Annotated in this window: 15 protein-coding genes and 1 tRNA gene; 5 read left to right on the top strand and 11 right to left on the bottom strand. The window is 72.0% G+C overall.

The features are described from left to right. The first annotated feature begins 36 nt into the window (after nucleotides 1-36). Both BJ961_RS35270 and BJ961_RS35265 read left to right on the top strand, forming a co-directional pair. Complete coding sequence (locus BJ961_RS35270) at nucleotides 37-1953, top strand: ArnT family glycosyltransferase (protein ID WP_408648747.1); 1917 nt, start codon at nucleotides 37-39, stop codon at nucleotides 1951-1953. Nucleotides 1954-2233: 280 nt separating this feature from the next. After that, on the top strand, nucleotides 2234-2992 hold the full coding sequence (locus tag BJ961_RS35265; protein WP_271416807.1) for a TetR/AcrR family transcriptional regulator: 759 nt from the start codon (nucleotides 2234-2236) through the stop codon (nucleotides 2990-2992). A 7-nt stretch (nucleotides 2993-2999) separates the two neighbouring features. Here the strand turns inward: BJ961_RS35265 and BJ961_RS35260 are convergent, their stop codons facing one another. Together BJ961_RS35260 and BJ961_RS35255 are read right to left on the bottom strand one after the other, a co-directional pair. Then, the gene (locus BJ961_RS35260; protein WP_271416806.1) at nucleotides 3000-3470 is read right to left on the bottom strand and encodes a PPOX class F420-dependent oxidoreductase; all 471 of its coding nucleotides are present in this window, start codon (nucleotides 3468-3470) and stop codon (nucleotides 3000-3002) included. A 9-nt stretch (nucleotides 3471-3479) separates the two neighbouring features. Beyond that, nucleotides 3480-3875 carry an STAS domain-containing protein gene (locus BJ961_RS35255; RefSeq protein WP_271416805.1) on the bottom strand — a complete coding sequence of 132 codons (396 nt, stop codon included), beginning with the start codon at nucleotides 3873-3875 and terminating at the stop codon, nucleotides 3480-3482. Nucleotides 3876-4091: 216 nt separating this feature from the next. Here BJ961_RS35255 and BJ961_RS35250 point away from each other — a divergent pair, with 216 nt between their 5' ends. Both BJ961_RS35250 and BJ961_RS35245 read left to right on the top strand, forming a co-directional pair. Continuing rightward, nucleotides 4092-4823, top strand: a complete 732-nt coding sequence (locus tag BJ961_RS35250; RefSeq protein WP_271416804.1) for an ANTAR domain-containing protein — start codon at nucleotides 4092-4094, stop codon at nucleotides 4821-4823. Between the two features lie 36 nt (nucleotides 4824-4859). Next, a complete protein-coding gene (locus BJ961_RS35245; protein ID WP_271416803.1) occupies nucleotides 4860-5561 on the top strand; it encodes a GAF and ANTAR domain-containing protein in 702 nt (233 codons plus the stop codon). On the opposite strand, the gene BJ961_RS35240 is transcribed toward BJ961_RS35245, so the two are convergent. The 3 genes from BJ961_RS35240 to BJ961_RS35230 form a co-directional block, all read right to left on the bottom strand. Next, the gene (locus BJ961_RS35240; protein ID WP_271416802.1) at nucleotides 5544-6365 is read right to left on the bottom strand and encodes a YceI family protein; all 822 of its coding nucleotides are present in this window, start codon (nucleotides 6363-6365) and stop codon (nucleotides 5544-5546) included. The genes BJ961_RS35245 and BJ961_RS35240 overlap by 18 nt on opposite strands. Nucleotides 6366-6474: 109 nt before the next feature. After that, on the bottom strand, nucleotides 6475-9066 hold the full coding sequence (locus BJ961_RS35235; RefSeq protein WP_271416801.1) for an MFS transporter: 2592 nt from the start codon (nucleotides 9064-9066) through the stop codon (nucleotides 6475-6477). Nucleotides 9067-9079: 13 nt separating this feature from the next. Beyond that, a complete protein-coding gene (locus BJ961_RS35230; RefSeq protein ID WP_271416800.1) occupies nucleotides 9080-9580 on the bottom strand; it encodes a MarR family winged helix-turn-helix transcriptional regulator in 501 nt (166 codons plus the stop codon). Nucleotides 9581-9785: 205 nt separating this feature from the next. Between BJ961_RS35230 and BJ961_RS35225 the strand changes: the two genes are divergently transcribed. After that, nucleotides 9786-9983, top strand: a complete 198-nt coding sequence (locus tag BJ961_RS35225) for a hypothetical protein (RefSeq protein WP_161327521.1) — start codon at nucleotides 9786-9788, stop codon at nucleotides 9981-9983. Nucleotides 9984-10094: 111 nt separating this feature from the next. On the opposite strand, the gene BJ961_RS35220 is transcribed toward BJ961_RS35225, so the two are convergent. The 6 genes from BJ961_RS35220 to tadA all read right to left on the bottom strand — a co-directional run bounded on the left by BJ961_RS35220 (nucleotide 10095) and on the right by tadA (nucleotide 13538). Next, nucleotides 10095-11024: an RNA polymerase sigma factor SigF gene (locus BJ961_RS35220; RefSeq protein WP_271416799.1), complete on the bottom strand. Its 930-nt coding sequence runs from the start codon at nucleotides 11022-11024 to the stop codon at nucleotides 10095-10097. 291 nt (nucleotides 11025-11315) lie between these two features. Beyond that, nucleotides 11316-12173, bottom strand: coding sequence for an RNA polymerase sigma factor SigF (locus BJ961_RS35215; protein ID WP_271416798.1), 858 nt, complete (start codon nucleotides 12171-12173; stop codon nucleotides 11316-11318). A 191-nt stretch (nucleotides 12174-12364) separates the two neighbouring features. Next, nucleotides 12365-12658 (bottom strand): Dabb family protein, encoded by a 294-nt coding sequence (locus tag BJ961_RS35210; RefSeq protein WP_271416797.1) that lies wholly within the window; start codon nucleotides 12656-12658, stop codon nucleotides 12365-12367. After that, nucleotides 12658-12834, bottom strand: a complete 177-nt coding sequence (locus BJ961_RS35205) for a hypothetical protein (RefSeq protein WP_271416796.1) — start codon at nucleotides 12832-12834, stop codon at nucleotides 12658-12660. The genes BJ961_RS35210 and BJ961_RS35205 overlap by 1 nt, the downstream gene beginning before the upstream one ends. A gap of 87 nt (nucleotides 12835-12921) precedes the next feature. After that, nucleotides 12922-13006 (bottom strand) — tRNA-Ser (locus BJ961_RS35200). Nucleotides 13007-13106: 100 nt separating this feature from the next. Continuing rightward, nucleotides 13107-13538, bottom strand: a complete 432-nt coding sequence (gene tadA / locus BJ961_RS35195; protein ID WP_271417268.1) for a tRNA adenosine(34) deaminase TadA — start codon at nucleotides 13536-13538, stop codon at nucleotides 13107-13109. Nucleotides 13539-13600: the final 62 nt, after the last annotated feature.

Raw genomic sequence — 13600 nt, 5'->3', positions numbered from 1 at the left:
GCCTCCGGCTACGCCAACTCCTTCTACTCGGCGGCCGTGCAGGCGGGCAGCCAGTCCTGGAAGGCGTTCTTCTTCGGCTCGCTCGACGCCGGGAACGCCATCACCGTCGACAAGCCCCCGGCCGCGCTGTGGCCGATGGCGCTGGCGGTGCGGATCTTCGGCCTCTCCTCCTGGTCGATCCTCGTCCCCGAGGTGCTGATGGGGGTGGGCACGGTCGCCGTCGTGTACGCCGCCGTACGCCGCCGGTTCAGCCCCGCGGCCGGACTGATCGCGGGCGCCGTCCTGGCGCTCACCCCGGTCGCGGCGCTGATGTTCCGCTTCAACAACCCGGACGCGCTGCTCGCGCTGCTGATGTCCGTCGCCTGCTACCTCGTCGTACGGGCACTGGAGGACGGCCGGACCGGATGGCTGGTGTGGGCGGGCGCCGCGGTCGGCCTCGCGTTCCTCGCGAAGACGCTCCAGGCGTTCCTGATCCTGCCCCCGCTCGCCCTCGTGTACGGCGTCTGCGCGCCGGTGCGGCTGAAGAGGCGCCTCGGGCAGCTCGCGCTCGCCACCCTCGCGATCGTCGTCTCCGGCGGCTGGTGGGTCGCGGTCGTGGAGCTGTGGCCGGCGTCGTCCCGGCCGTACGTCGGCGGCTCGCAGAACAACAGCTTCCTGGAGCTGACCTTCGGCTACAACGGCCTCGGCCGGCTCAACGGCGAGGAGACCGGCAGCGTCGGCGGTGGCGGCGGCATGGGCGGCGGCATGGGCGGCGGCGGGCAGTGGGGTGAGACCGGCTGGGGCCGGATGTTCAACTCCGAGATCGGCGGCCAGATCTCCTGGCTGCTCCCGGCCGCCCTGATCCTGCTCGCCGCGGGCCTGGTCGCCACGCGCCGCGCGGCCCGCACGGACACCGCTCGGGCGTCCTTCCTGGTCTGGGGCGGCTCGCTGCTGATGACCACGGCCGTCTTCAGCTACATGGCGGGCATCTTCCACCAGTACTACACGGTGGCCCTCGCGCCCTACCTGGCCGCCGTGATCGGCATGGGTGCCGCGACGCTGTGGGAGCGGCGCGAGCGGCTCTGGGCGTCGCTCGCCCTCGCCGCCGCCGTGACGGCGAGCGCGGCCTGGGGGTACGTGCTCCTCAACCGCACGCCCGACTACCTCCCCTGGCTGAGGCTGCCGGTCCTGGTCGGCGGACTGGTCGCCGCGCTCGGGCTCGTCTTCGCCGGTCGGCTGGGGCGCCGGGCCGCCCTCGCGGCGGCGGGCCTCGGCCTCGTGGCGTCGCTGGCAGCGCCCACCGCGTACACGCTGAGCACCGTGCGGGAGGGGCACAGCGGTTCCATCGTCACGGCCGGTCCGTCCGGCGCCGGCATGAGGGGCGGCGGTCCCGGCGGTGGCGGCGGCTTCCCGGACGGCGGCTTCCCGGGCGGCGGTACCGCACCCGGGCAGGGACAGGGCGGCCCCGGCAACGGAGGCTTCCCCGGCGGTGCCCCCGGCACCGGCCAGACGCCACCGAACGGCCAGGCGGCCCCGAACGGCCAGAACGGCCAGAACGGCCCGAACGGCGAAGCAGGTGGCCGCATGGGCGCCGGCGGTGGCATGGGCGGCCTGCTCAACGGCGCCGAGGTCGACTCGGACGCCAAGAAGCTGCTGGAGACCGACGCCGACGCCTACACCTGGGCCGCCGCCGCGATCGGGTCCCAGAACGCCGCGAGCTACCAGCTCAGCACCGGTGAGCCGGTGATGGCGATCGGCGGCTTCAACGGCACGGACCCGTCGCCGACCCTCGCGCAGTTCAAGAAGTACGTCGCGGACGGCAGGATCCACTACTTCGTCGGCGGCGGTTCCGGGGGCGGCATGGGCGGCGGCTCCGGCACCGCGTCGCAGATCACCTCGTGGGTCGAGGCCAACTTCGAGGAGGTCACGGCCGGCTCGGCCACCTTCTACGACCTCACCTCGCCGACGGACTGACTCCCGGACGCCCCCGATCGTCGTACCGCGCACAGGGCCCCTGTGCGCTGTACAACATGACGATGCGGAGCAGCCGGTTGGTGGGGGCGGTGGCCGTGCTGCTCGGCGGGGCGGTGGCGGCGGTGCTGCCGCGTCGGGCGGAGAAGGTGGTCGCCTGAGGGCCCAGGTGGGAGGGTAGCTGTGCGGCCGTGGGCCTGTTGTGGCTGGTCGCGCCGTTCCCCGCACCCCCGTGCGGGGCGTCCGGCCGACCGGCGTCCGACGAGTCGAGGAGAAGACGCGCATGGCGAAGGCAGGGCGGCAGGGCCCCCGGGCGAGTGTCTGGCTGGCGGGTGAGGAGCGGCGCGGGGGGCGGCGCGGCGGGCAGCCGTCGGGTCTCGACCGGGAGCGGATCACCGCGGCCACGGTCGGGCTGCTGGACGCCGAGGGCCTGGCCGGGTTCTCGATGCGCCGCCTGGCCACCGAGCTGAACGTCACCGCGATGTCCGTCTACTGGTACGTCGACACCAAGGACGAGCTGCTCGAACTCGCCCTGGACGCCGTCTTCGGCGAGCTGCGCCACATCGACCCGGAGGCCGGGGACGACTGGCGCGAGCAGCTGCGCACGCTGGCCCGGGAGAACCGCGCCCTGCTGGTGCGCCACCCCTGGCTGTCCCGGCTGGTCGGCACCTACCTCAACATCGGGCCCCACTCGCTGGCCTTCTCCCGGGCGGTGCAGGTCGTCGTGCGCCGCAGCGGGCTGCCCGCGCACCGTGTGACCGGCGCCATCTCCGCCGTCTTCCAGTTCGTCCACGGCTACGGCACCATCGAGAGCCGCTTCCTCGCCCGGGCCGCGGGCACCGGCCTGAGCCCGGACGAGTACTTCCGGGACTCGATGAACGCGGCGACCGAGATGCCGGACACCGGGGGCGTCATCGAGGACGCCCGGGAGATCATGGCGGCCCGCGGCGGCGACACCGTCGCGGAGATGCTGGACCGGGACTTCGAGTTCGCGCTGGACCTGCTGGTCGCGGGCATCGAGGCGATGGTCGAACGGGGCTGACCCGGTCTCAGTCGTCGGCCGCCGGGCGGGCCGGGAAGCCGCCCGTCGCCACCGGGCCCCACTTCTCGGGCGTCACCCGGACGATGGACTTGCCCTGCTCGACCATGGCCTGCCGGTACTCGTCCCAGTCGGGGTGCTCGCCGGAGATGTTGCGGAAGTACTCCACGAGCGGCTCCACGGAGTCGGGCGCGTCGATCACCTCGGCGGTGCCGTCGATCTGGACCCAGGGGCCGTTCCACTCGTCGCTGAGCACGATGAGGCTGACGCGGGGGTCACGGCGCGCGTTGCGCGTCTTGGCGCGCTCCGGATAGGTGGAGACCACGATCCGCCCAGAGTCGTCGACGCCGCAGGTCAGCGGCGACCCCTGGGGGCTGCCGTCGCCCCGCCGGGTCAGCAGGATCGCCCGGTGCCGGGGGCGTACGAAGTCCAGCAACTCGTCGAGGGAGACCCGGGTGTTCGTCGCGATGTTCGGTGCCATGCCGCCAGCCTAGGCCGCGGCGCCGCCTTTCGCCGTTCCGTTCTCCGCGCGCAGCGCCTCCGCGAGGTTGTCGTGCACCGGTACGTCGCGGCGCAGGCCGGACAGTTCCAGGACGCGGCTCGGTACGCCCCTCTGGGCGGCCACGACCCGCAGCCGGGCGGGTCCGGGCAGGGCGCGGCGTACCGCGTCGAGGAGGCGGACGCCCTGGGAGTCCATGAAGCGGGTCGCGGTGAGGTCCAGGACGAGCAGGCGCAACCCGTCGGCGTGCTGGTCCACGGCGGCCGTGATCAGGGGCAGCAGCCCCGCGGCGTTGCAGAAGTCGATCTCGCTGGGCATGGCGAGCACGGCGCAGCCGGGCGGGTCGCACGGCTCACACGGCTCGCAGGGCTGGGGGAGGAAGGTCACAGCACTCACCTGACAGACGTCCGTCGGGCTTCCGGCCGGGCCGCTTCCTGACCCGCCCCCATTCCACCACGAGGCGCGGCGGTGCGAAAGGCGCCCGCCCGGTCCTTCGGCCGGGCGTCACCGGCACGCAACCAAGCAGCTAAAGTGCTGTTCGTCCTGTGCTCGCAGTCGGGAATGTGCTGCGGAGCTCTCCTGCGCACGGCCGTGAGGCCGCGCATGCCGAAGAGGTTCGTGGTGGCTGCGTCCGAATTTACTGATTTGCCGCGTTTTCCAGTGGGTTTCGAGCTGGCCGACGCCCTGACCACCGCGGCGCGTCAGCTGCACGCGGCGGGCGCCCCGGAGGACACCCTGAACACCGCGGTGGGGCTGGCGGTGCGCCTGCTGCCCGGCGCGGAGCACGCGGGCATCTCGGAGGTCCAGCGCGGCGGCAGGCTCCGCACCCTCGCCTGGACGGACGAGGCCGTACGGTTCGCGGTCGAGTCCCGGCAGGCGGGCCGTGAGCCGCATCCGGACTGGGAGCACCTGTGGACCACGCCCGTGGTGCGCATAGACGACAGCGAGGCCGACGGCGGCGGCAACGTCCTGTCCGGGCTCGGCCTGCGCTCGGCGCTGTCCCTGCGGCTGCGCGCCGACCGGCGCCGCCTGACCGTGCTGACCGCCTACGCCCGCAAACCGCAGGCCTTCGGCGAGGACGCCACCCGCATCGGCCGGCTGTTCACGGCGCACGTCTCCCTCGCCCTGGACTCGGCGACCGTGCGCGAGCAGCTCACCGAGGCGATGCGTACCCGGGACCTGATCGGGCAGGCCACCGGCATCCTGATGGAGCGTCTGGACATCGACGCGGCCGGTGCCTTCGACTCCCTGGTGAAGGCATCCCAGCGGGAGAACGTGAAGCTGCGCGACCTGGCCCGCCGCATCGTCGACGCGAACTCCGGTGCGGGCGCCTGAGGTGTGACCCGGCGGTGACGGGACATCCGTACGGTCATGACCTCGCGCAGCTCGGACACGCTCGGCCACGCCATGGCGCGCAGCCAGGGTCTCGACACCCTGCTGCGCGATCTGACCGACCGGGCGGTCGTGCAGGTGCCCGGCGCCGACGCCTGCTCGGTGACGGTGCGCCGCGCCGACCGGCTGATGACCCTCGCGGGCAGCACCGGCCTGCCCGGCGGCCTGGACCTGCGCCAGTACGAGAACGGTTCGGGTCCCTGTGTGGACGCCGCCGAGACGGGGAGCGCCCAGTACGCCCCCGACCTGGCGGCCGAGACCCGCTGGCCCGCGTACACGGAGTACGCGCTGGCCACCGGGGTGCGCTGCGTCCTGGCGCTGCCGCTGGCCGTCGAGGGCGAGACGGGCGCCGCGCTCAACCTGTACGGCGTCGGGCCCGACTCCCTGGCCCGGGGACGGGAAGAGGCCCGCGCCTTCGCGGAGCGGGCCTCCGACGCCGTGAACGAGGCCCTGCGCATCGAACGGCAGCAGGCCTCGGCGGCCGACGTGCGCACCGCCCTGCTCTCCCGCAGCATCATCGACCAGGCGGTCGGCATGCTCATGGCCCGGGAGCGCATCGACGCCCACCGGGCCCTGGAGCGGCTGCGCCGGGCCTCACAGGACCGGAACGTCAAGCTCCGGGACCTGTGCGCCCGGATGGTGGCCCGGGCGTCCGGCGGTGACTCACACGGCGGGCAGTGACTCCCCCTGGACCGCCTGGACGTCCAGCTCGACCCTGAGGGTGGTGCCGATGGCGGCGATGCCGGCCTGGACGACCTGGTTGTAGTTCATGGCGAAGTCCTCGCGGTGCAGTTCCGTCGTCGCGCGGAAGGCCGCCCGGGTGCCGCCCCAGGGGTCGGCGCCGGTGCCGAGGTAGGCCAGGTCGAGGTCGACCTCGCGGACGACGCCGTGCAGCCCCAGTTCGCCGCGGACGGTCCAGCGGTCCGGACCGGCCTCGCTCACCTGCGTGGAGCGGTAGGTGATCTCCGGGAAGCGCTCGACGTCCAGGAAGTCCGGCGAGCGCAGGTGGGTGTCGCGCATGCCGTTGCCGGTGTCGATGGAGGCCGCCCTGATCACCGCCTCCACCCGGGACTTGGTGACGTCGTCCGGCGCGATCTCGACGGTGGCGGCGAAGTCGGTGAAGCGGCCGCGGACGCTGGAGATGCCGAGGTGCTGGGCGACGGCGGCCACGCTCGAGTGCGCCGGGTCGACCGTCCACGGTCCCGGCGGCGGCAGTTCGGTGCCGCCCTGACGGGCCAGCGTCACCGTGCCGACCTCGGCCCGGCCGCTCGCGGTGACGATCGCGCTGGAGGCGGCGGGCGCGTAGCCGACCGCGGTGACGATGACGGTGTACGCCCCGGGGGTGAGCGCGGTGGTGTCCCGCACGGTGCCCTCGGTGTCGGCCTCGGCGCGCAGTACCTGCACGCCCGTCATGTCGGTCACCGTGACGACCGCGTGCGACACGGCCCATCCGTCCCGCGTTCGGATCCTCGCGGTCAGTGCCATCCCGTTTTCTCCCTGCAAAGACTCAGAAAGTGGTCGTAAAGAGACCGGCCCGTGGTGGGCGGGCGCACCTCCGCTCAGAGCGCGCACGCCACCACGGGCCGGGGTCCTGCTACTCGCCGGGGTGGGCGAGCTCGATGTCGTGGCCGTCGGCACCGGGGCCGGCGACCGTCAGGGCCGTCGCCACCGGCGGGTAGCCGGTCGCGATGACGGTGTACTCACCGGCGTCCAGGTCGGTGAAGGCGTACGCCCCGTCCGCGCCGGTGGTGGCCGTGCCGACGACGTTGCCCGCCGCGTCGACCAGGGTGACGCGGGCGTCGGCCAGTGGACCGTGCGGTGCCCGCACGACGCCCTGGACCTGCGCCCCGGCCTGGAGGTCGACCTCGACGCGGGTGACGCCGGTGCCGCCCACCTCGAGGGGCAGGGCGCGCGGCCGGTAGCCGACCGCGTTGACCGCGACGGTCACCGTGCCCGGCACCAGGTCGGTGAGCGAGAACTCGCCCTGCTCCCCGGTGGTGGCGCTGGCCAGCAGGTCACCGCGCACGTCGGTCACGATCACCATGGCGTCCTTGACCGGCAGCCCGCCCTCGACGGCACGGACCAGGCCGGTGAGCCCGCTGGTGCCGCTGAGCAGGATGTCGTAGGCGACCGGTTCGTCGTTGACGACGATGGTGGAGGCCTGCGGCTGGAAGCCGTCCGCGGAGGCGATCAGGACGTACGACCCGGCGCTGGGCGCGTCGAGGGCGTAGGTGCCGTCGGCCTGGGCGACGGACCGGCCGAGCTGGCGGCCGGCCAGGGAGATCAGCGTGACGGCGGCCTGCGGGACCGGGGCGGACTCGGCGCCGCGGACGGAGCCGCGGACCGCGATGCCACCGGAGACGGGCGCCTGCGGTTCGCCGGAGCCGGTCGCCGTGGCGACGGCGGCCAGCCGCTGCGTGGTCGCGGGCCCGGCGGCGGGTTCGGCCGCCGAGGTGGCCGAACCGTCCGGGGCGACCGGGGCCGCCGAGGGTGCCGCCACGGCGGCCATGGCACCGGCCGGAACCGGCGCGTCGGCGACGCGGGTGGCCTCCGCGGGGGTGCCCGCGACCGGCGGGGCGGACTCGGCCGCGGCCTCCGCGGCCTGGGCGAGGGCGCCGGTGGTGCGCAGCGGGACCTCCTTGATGAACAGGGTCACCAGGAAGCCGAGCAGGGCGATCGGCGCGACGTACAGGAAGATGTCGGCGATGCCGTGCCCGTAGGCGCTCTCCAGCCAGGTGCGGATGGGCGCGGGGAGCAGGTCCATGTCGGGGATCTGCCCGGAGCCCAGGGCCTTGCCGGCCGCCATCTGGTCCTCGGGCTTGAGCTGCCCGATGCTGTCGGTGGCGTAGTGGCTGATCCGGGTCGACATGATGGAGCCGAGCACCGAGACGCCCACCGCGCCGCCGAGGGAGCGGAAGAAGGTGACCGTGGAGGACGCGGCACCCAGGTCGCCGGGGGCCACCTGGTTCTGCGTGCAGAGCACCAGGTTCTGCATCATCATGCCGACGCCGAGACCCATCAGCGCCATGAAGATCGCGATGTGCCAGTACGCGGTGTCGTAGCGCATGGTGCTCAGCAGGCCCAGGCCCGCGGTGAGCAGCACGCCGCCGGCCAGCAGCCAGCGCTTCCACTTGCCGGTCTTGGTGATGATGATGCCGGAGGCCGTCGAGGATATGAACAGGCCGCCGATCATCGGGATCGTCATGAGCCCGGACATCGTCGGGGACTTGTCCCGGGCCAGCTGGAAGTACTGGCTGAAGTAGACGGTGCCCGCGAACATCGCGATACCGACGAACAGCGAGGCCAGCGAGGCCAGGGTGATGGTGCGGTTCCTGAACAGGCGCAGCGGGATGATCGGCTCGCTGGCCCTGGACTCGACGAAGAGGAAGATCAGCGTCAGCAGGATCGAGCCGCCGACCATGACGCCGGTCTGCCACGACATCCAGGAGTACTTGTCGTCGGCGAAGGTGACCCAGACGAGCAGCAGGCAGACGGCCGCGGTGACGAAGAAGGCGCCGGCCCAGTCGACCTTGACCTTCCGCTTGACCACGGGCAGGTTCAGTGTCTTCTGCAGCACGAGCAGCGCGATGATCGCGAACGGCACGCCGACGTAGAGGCACCAGCGCCAGCCGAGCCAGCTGGTGTCGGTGATGACGCCGCCGAGCAGCGGTCCGCCGACGGTCGCGACGGCGAAGGTCGCGCCCAGGTAGCCGGAGTAGCGGCCGCGCTCACGCGGGGCGATCATCGCGGCCATGATGATCTGGGCCAGGGCGGACAGACCGCCGGCGCCCAGGCCCTGGATGCCTCGCGCGGTGATCAGCATGGCCGGGTTCTGCGCCAGACCGGCCACGACAGAGCCGATGACGAAGACGACCAGGGCTATCTGGACCAGGGCCTTCTTGCTGAACAGGTCGGCGAGCTTGCCCCACAGGGGGGTGGAGGCGGTCATCGTCAGCAGCGAGGCCGTGACGACCCAGGTGTAGGCGCTCTGGCCGCCACCGAGGTCGCCGATGATCTCCGGCAGGGCGTTGGTGACGATGGTCGAGGACAGGATCGCGCAGAACATGCCGAGCAGCAGCCCGGACAATGCCTCCATGATCTGCCGGTGCGTCATCGGAGCGTCTCCGGTGGAGCCTCCCCCGTGCTTGGCATGAGCCCGCACACCGGCTGGTGTGGTCGTTGCCATGGACTTCCTTTACTTACGTGGTGATCGCGGGTGTACGGGTGGACTGTTCGTCCCCGGACAGTGCGGGAGGCCGGGCCGCGGGGGCCCGGCAGTCGTCGAAGCTGGCCCTGAGGCGGGCCATGAGCCGGGAGAGCTGACCGACCTCGTCGTCGGACCAGTCGCTCAGACGGTGGGCGAGCATCTGGGAGGACCGCTCGGCGATCTCGTCGAGCTGCTCCTGCCCCTCGGGCGTCAGACGCAGAATGCGCGAGCGCTTGTCCGCGGGGTCGGGGAAACGTTCGATCCAGCCCCGCTCGGCGACGTGGGCGACGTGCCGGCTGGTCACCGACATGTCCACCGCGAGCAGCTCGGCGAGCTTGCTCATGCGCATGTCCCCGTGGCGGCCGAGCAGTGTCATCACGGCGGCGGAGCCGCCGGGGCAGTCGGACGGCAGTAGCCGCCCCATCTCCCTCTTCACTGCACCGAAGGCGCTGAACTGGCGGATCAGCTCCTCGTACTGCGCCTTCTCGGCCATGCGCACCTCCCGATTCGTTGCTTAGGGCAACCATAAGTTCGGTTGGTTGCTACAGGCAAACAAAGACGGTCATCACGGAATAAAAAGTTGGCAAAGGCAAGTATTGCGATAGTAAACGCGCAGGTGGCGGGTGGTGGTGCCGGGCAAGGGCCGGAAGGAGCCCCGCACTTGGGCCGCACCCGCGGATTCGCTAGTGTCTCGGCCCATGGCTAACAACCAGGGCCCCCAGGGCACCAACGACCCCGCAGGCAGCACCCAGATGTTCCGCGCGTTCGTCGACGACGCCCCGCAGGCCCGGCAGGCGGCCCCCGCCGCCTCCTCCGGCCCGCGCGTCGGCCTGATCGTCGGCATCGTGGCCGCAGTGATCGTCGTCGCGGCCGTGGCCTGGCTGGCGCTCGGCTAGGAACGGCAGCGGGACACACGACGGCGACCGCCGCGGCACCCCCGAGGTGCCGCGGCGGTCGCCGGGCTGTCGTGACGGGCGGCGCGGTGGCCGCCGCCGTGGAGCGCGGGCTCAGTCGGAGATGAGGCCCTCGCGCAGCTGCGACAGGGTCCGGGTCAGCAGCCGGGAGACGTGCATCTGCGAGATGCCGACCTCCTCGCCGATCTGCGACTGGGTCATGTTGGCGAAGAAGCGCAGCATGATGATCCGGCGCTCCCGGGGCGGCAGCTTGGCCAGCAGCGGCTTGAGGGACTCGCGGTACTCCACGCCCTCCAGTGCCGTGTCCTCGTAGCCCAGGCGGTCCGCCAGCGAGCCCTCGCCGCCGTCGTCCTCCGGGGCCGGGGAGTCCAGCGAGGAGGCGGTGTAGGCGTTGCCGACCGCGAGGCCGTCGACGACGTCCTCCTCGGACACGCCCAGCACGGTGGCGAGTTCGCCGACCGTCGGGGAGCGGTCCAGCTTCTGGGACAGCTCGTCGCTGGCCTTGGTCAGGGCCAGGCGCAGCTCCTGGAGGCGGCGCGGGACGCGCACCGACCACGAGGTGTCGCGGAAGAACCGCTTGATCTCCCCGACCACCGTCGGCATCGCGAACGTCGGGAACTCGACGCCCCGCTCGCAGTCGAAGCGGTCGATCGCCTTGATCAGGCCGATCGTGCCGACCTGGACGATGTCCTCCATCGGTTCGTTGCGGGAGCGGAAGCGGGCGGCGGCGTAGCGCACCAGCGGGAGGTTGAGCTCGATCAGGGTGTCCCGGACGTAGACACGCTCGGGGCTGTCCTGGTCGAGGGCGGCGAGCCGCAGGAACAGGGAGCGGGACAGGGTGCGGGTGTCGATGGCCTCCGTGGCCGGAAGGGTCTGGGCCGGCACGGCATCGAGGTTCGGCACGGCTTCGACGGCCTGAACGCCGTCGCTGCCGTCGACGGGGCCGAGCGCCTCGATCGTGTCGGGCGCGGTCTCGCTCTCCGCGAGCGCGAGCACCTTCGAGCTGCCCTGTTCTGCGGACATGCCACCCCCTTTGGGTCGCGGGACGGTCGCGGCACACGCTCCCACGCCGGGAACGCAGCCTTCACCTGAATACCGGAGCCGGGGCTCCGGCAAACGCGTCTCCGGCAGAATGTCACATGTCGGCAACGCGCTGTAGTGACATGTCGACATGCGAGATGCCAATACCCCCTGGAAACAGGGGGTCTGACGGCCTTTCGGCCCGAATCCGCAGCAAAGGCCCTGGTGAGCGATTCGCTCTTCCCGGTGACCCCTCGATCGCGCTTTCGACTCCGTCCGGAGCCGGTCTCGAGGTTACGCGTCGATCCGGTTCGCGGACCTCAATCGCTGGAAACTACGCGCCAGTAGCCGCGAGACGTGCATCTGGGAGACGCCGAGTTCCGCGCTGATCTGGGACTGGGTGAGGTTGCTGTAGTAGCGCAGCAGCAGGATCCGCTGCTCCCGCTCGGGGAGCTGGACGAGCAGGTGCCGGACCAGGTCGCGGTGTTCGACCCCGTCGAGGGCGGGGTCCTCGTAGCCGAGCCGGTCGAGCAGCCCGGGCAGCCCGTCGCCCTCCTGGGCGGCCTCCAGCGAGGTGGCGTGGTAGGACCGTCCCGCCTCGATGCAGGACAGCACCTCCTCCTCGGTGATGCGCAGCCGCTCGGCGATCTCGGCGGTCGTCGGGGAGCGCCCGAAGGCGGTGGTGAGGTCCTCGGTGGCACTGTTGACCTGCACCCACAGCTCGTGCAGCCGGCGCGGTACGTGCACCGTGCGCACGTTGTCGCGGAAGTACCGCTTGATCTCACCGACGACGGTCGGCATCGCGAACGTCGGGAACTGCACGCCCCGCTCCGGGTCGAAGCGGTCGATGGCGTTGATGAGCCCGATGGTGCCGACCTGGACGACGTCCTCCATCGGCTCGTTGCGGGAGCGGAACCGGGCGGCCGCGTAGCGCACCAGCGGCAGGTTCGCCTCGATGAGCGCCGCGCGCACCCGGTCGTGCTCCGGCGTGCCCGGGGTGAGGCCCTTCAGCTCGCCGAAGAGCACCTGGGTCAGGGCCCGGGTGTCGGCACCCCGGCTGCGCTGCGGCGCGGGAGCCTCCGGGGCCTGGGCCTGGGCCTGGGCCTGGGCGGGCGGTGCGGGCGGTGCTTGAGGCGCAGTACTGGCCGGCACGGTCAACTCCACCTCGTGATCCGTCGCTCTTTCGTCAACTCATCCGTCAAAAGCGGTCATAGCATCACAAGACATGTCCACTGTGTGCAAGCACCGCATAACGCCGTGTTGAGCGAACGCGGAACGGCCCCGCACCGGACAGGTGCGGGGCCGTGGGCACGCGCGGGAGGCGCGCGGGGCGCGCGGTCGTACTAGAACTCGTAGTCGGCGATCACCCAGGTGGCGAACTCCCGCCACCGTGCGACGCCCGCCTGGTGCGCCGGGTGTTCGAGGTAGCGCTTCAGCGCGTCGGTGTCGTCCACGGCCGAGTTGATGGCGAAGTCGTGGGCGATGGGCCGGTCGCTGATGTTCCAGGCGCACTCCCAGAAGCGGAGGTCGTCGATCTGGCCGCCGAGCGCCCGGAAGGCCTCGACGCCCTCGACGACGCGCGGGTCGTCCCGCTCGACGCCGTCGTTCAGCTTGAACAGCACGAGATGGCGGATCATCACTTTCCTCCGTTGGCGGCCCAGGTCATGAAGTCGCCCACGGCGCTGGCCGCGTCGGATATGCCCTGGAAACCTATCTGGACGTAGTCGGCTGCCTTCGCCGGGTCCGTGATGATCACGTACAGCACGAAGACCACGACCAGATAGACGGCGATCTTCTTCGAGTTCACCGCCACCGCGGCCTCCCCTGTCCTTTCGACCCACGCCTTCGGTCGCTCATGATCGCACGAAGGGCCCCGTCTTTCGACGGGGCCCTTCAGAAGCGGTAGCGGAGGGATTTGAACCCTCGGTGACTTGCGCCACACTCGCTTTCGAGGCGAGCTCCTTCGGCCGCTCGGACACGCTACCGAGAGAGACCTTACAGCACGGAGCGGCATGCTCAGAAATCGGTATCGCGGCCGACGAACAGCCGTCCGAGCGGTCGTCCCGGCACCCCGTGCGGACCGGGTCAGCGGTCGCGGAAGAAGTCCGTGAGCAGCCGGGCGCAGTCGTCCGCGAGCACGCCCTCGATCACCTCGGGACGGTGGTTGAGGCGCCGGTCGCGCACCAGGTCCCACAGCGATCCGGCCGCGCCCGCCTTGTCGTCGCGGGCGCCGTAGACGACACGGTCCACGCGGGACTGGACGAGGGCGCCCGCACACATCGTGCACGGCTCCAGGGTGACGACGAGCGTGCACCCGGCCAGCCTCCACTCGCCGAGTTCTCCGGCGGCCCGCCGGATCGCGAGGACCTCGGCGTGGGCCGTCGGGTCGCCGGTGGCCTCGCGTTCGTTGTGCCCGGCGGACAGCACGGTGCGCCCGTCCGGCGCCAGCACGACGGCGCCGACGGGGACGTCACCGCCCCGCCGGGCCCGCCCGGCCTCGGCCAGGGCGAGCCGCATCGCGGCCCGCCACCGGTCGCGCACCGGGTCGGGTGGTGCTCCCTCGGGGTTCTCCTCGGCCG

It is taken from the genome of Streptomyces lienomycini (genome assembly GCF_027947595.1).
GTDB classification, from domain to species: Bacteria; Actinomycetota; Actinomycetes; order Streptomycetales; family Streptomycetaceae; genus Streptomyces; species Streptomyces lienomycini.
Note: the sequence above shows the minus strand (reverse complement) of the source record. Positions and strands in the feature narration are given on the sequence as shown.

Excerpts from the sequence above, each read along its gene's own strand:
- BJ961_RS35265 (WP_271416807.1), top strand. The coding sequence starts at position 2,234 with ATGGCGAAGGCAGGGCGGCAGGGCCCCCGGGCGAGTGTCTGGCTGGCG.
- BJ961_RS35260 (WP_271416806.1), bottom strand. The coding sequence starts at position 3,470 with ATGGCACCGAACATCGCGACGAACACCCGGGTCTCCCTCGACGAGTTG.
- BJ961_RS35250 (WP_271416804.1), top strand. The coding sequence starts at position 4,092 with ATGCCGAAGAGGTTCGTGGTGGCTGCGTCCGAATTTACTGATTTGCCG.
- BJ961_RS35245 (WP_271416803.1), top strand. The coding sequence starts at position 4,860 with ATGACCTCGCGCAGCTCGGACACGCTCGGCCACGCCATGGCGCGCAGC.
- BJ961_RS35240 (WP_271416802.1), bottom strand. The coding sequence starts at position 6,365 with ATGGCACTGACCGCGAGGATCCGAACGCGGGACGGATGGGCCGTGTCG.
- BJ961_RS35235 (WP_271416801.1), bottom strand. The coding sequence starts at position 9,066 with ATGGCAACGACCACACCAGCCGGTGTGCGGGCTCATGCCAAGCACGGG.
- BJ961_RS35230 (WP_271416800.1), bottom strand. The coding sequence starts at position 9,580 with ATGGCCGAGAAGGCGCAGTACGAGGAGCTGATCCGCCAGTTCAGCGCC.
- BJ961_RS35225 (WP_161327521.1), top strand. The coding sequence starts at position 9,786 with ATGGCTAACAACCAGGGCCCCCAGGGCACCAACGACCCCGCAGGCAGC.
- BJ961_RS35220 (WP_271416799.1), bottom strand. The coding sequence starts at position 11,024 with ATGTCCGCAGAACAGGGCAGCTCGAAGGTGCTCGCGCTCGCGGAGAGC.
- BJ961_RS35210 (WP_271416797.1), bottom strand. The coding sequence starts at position 12,658 with ATGATCCGCCATCTCGTGCTGTTCAAGCTGAACGACGGCGTCGAGCGG.
- tadA (WP_271417268.1), bottom strand. The coding sequence starts at position 13,538 with ATGCGGCTCGCCCTGGCCGAGGCCGGGCGGGCCCGGCGGGGCGGTGAC.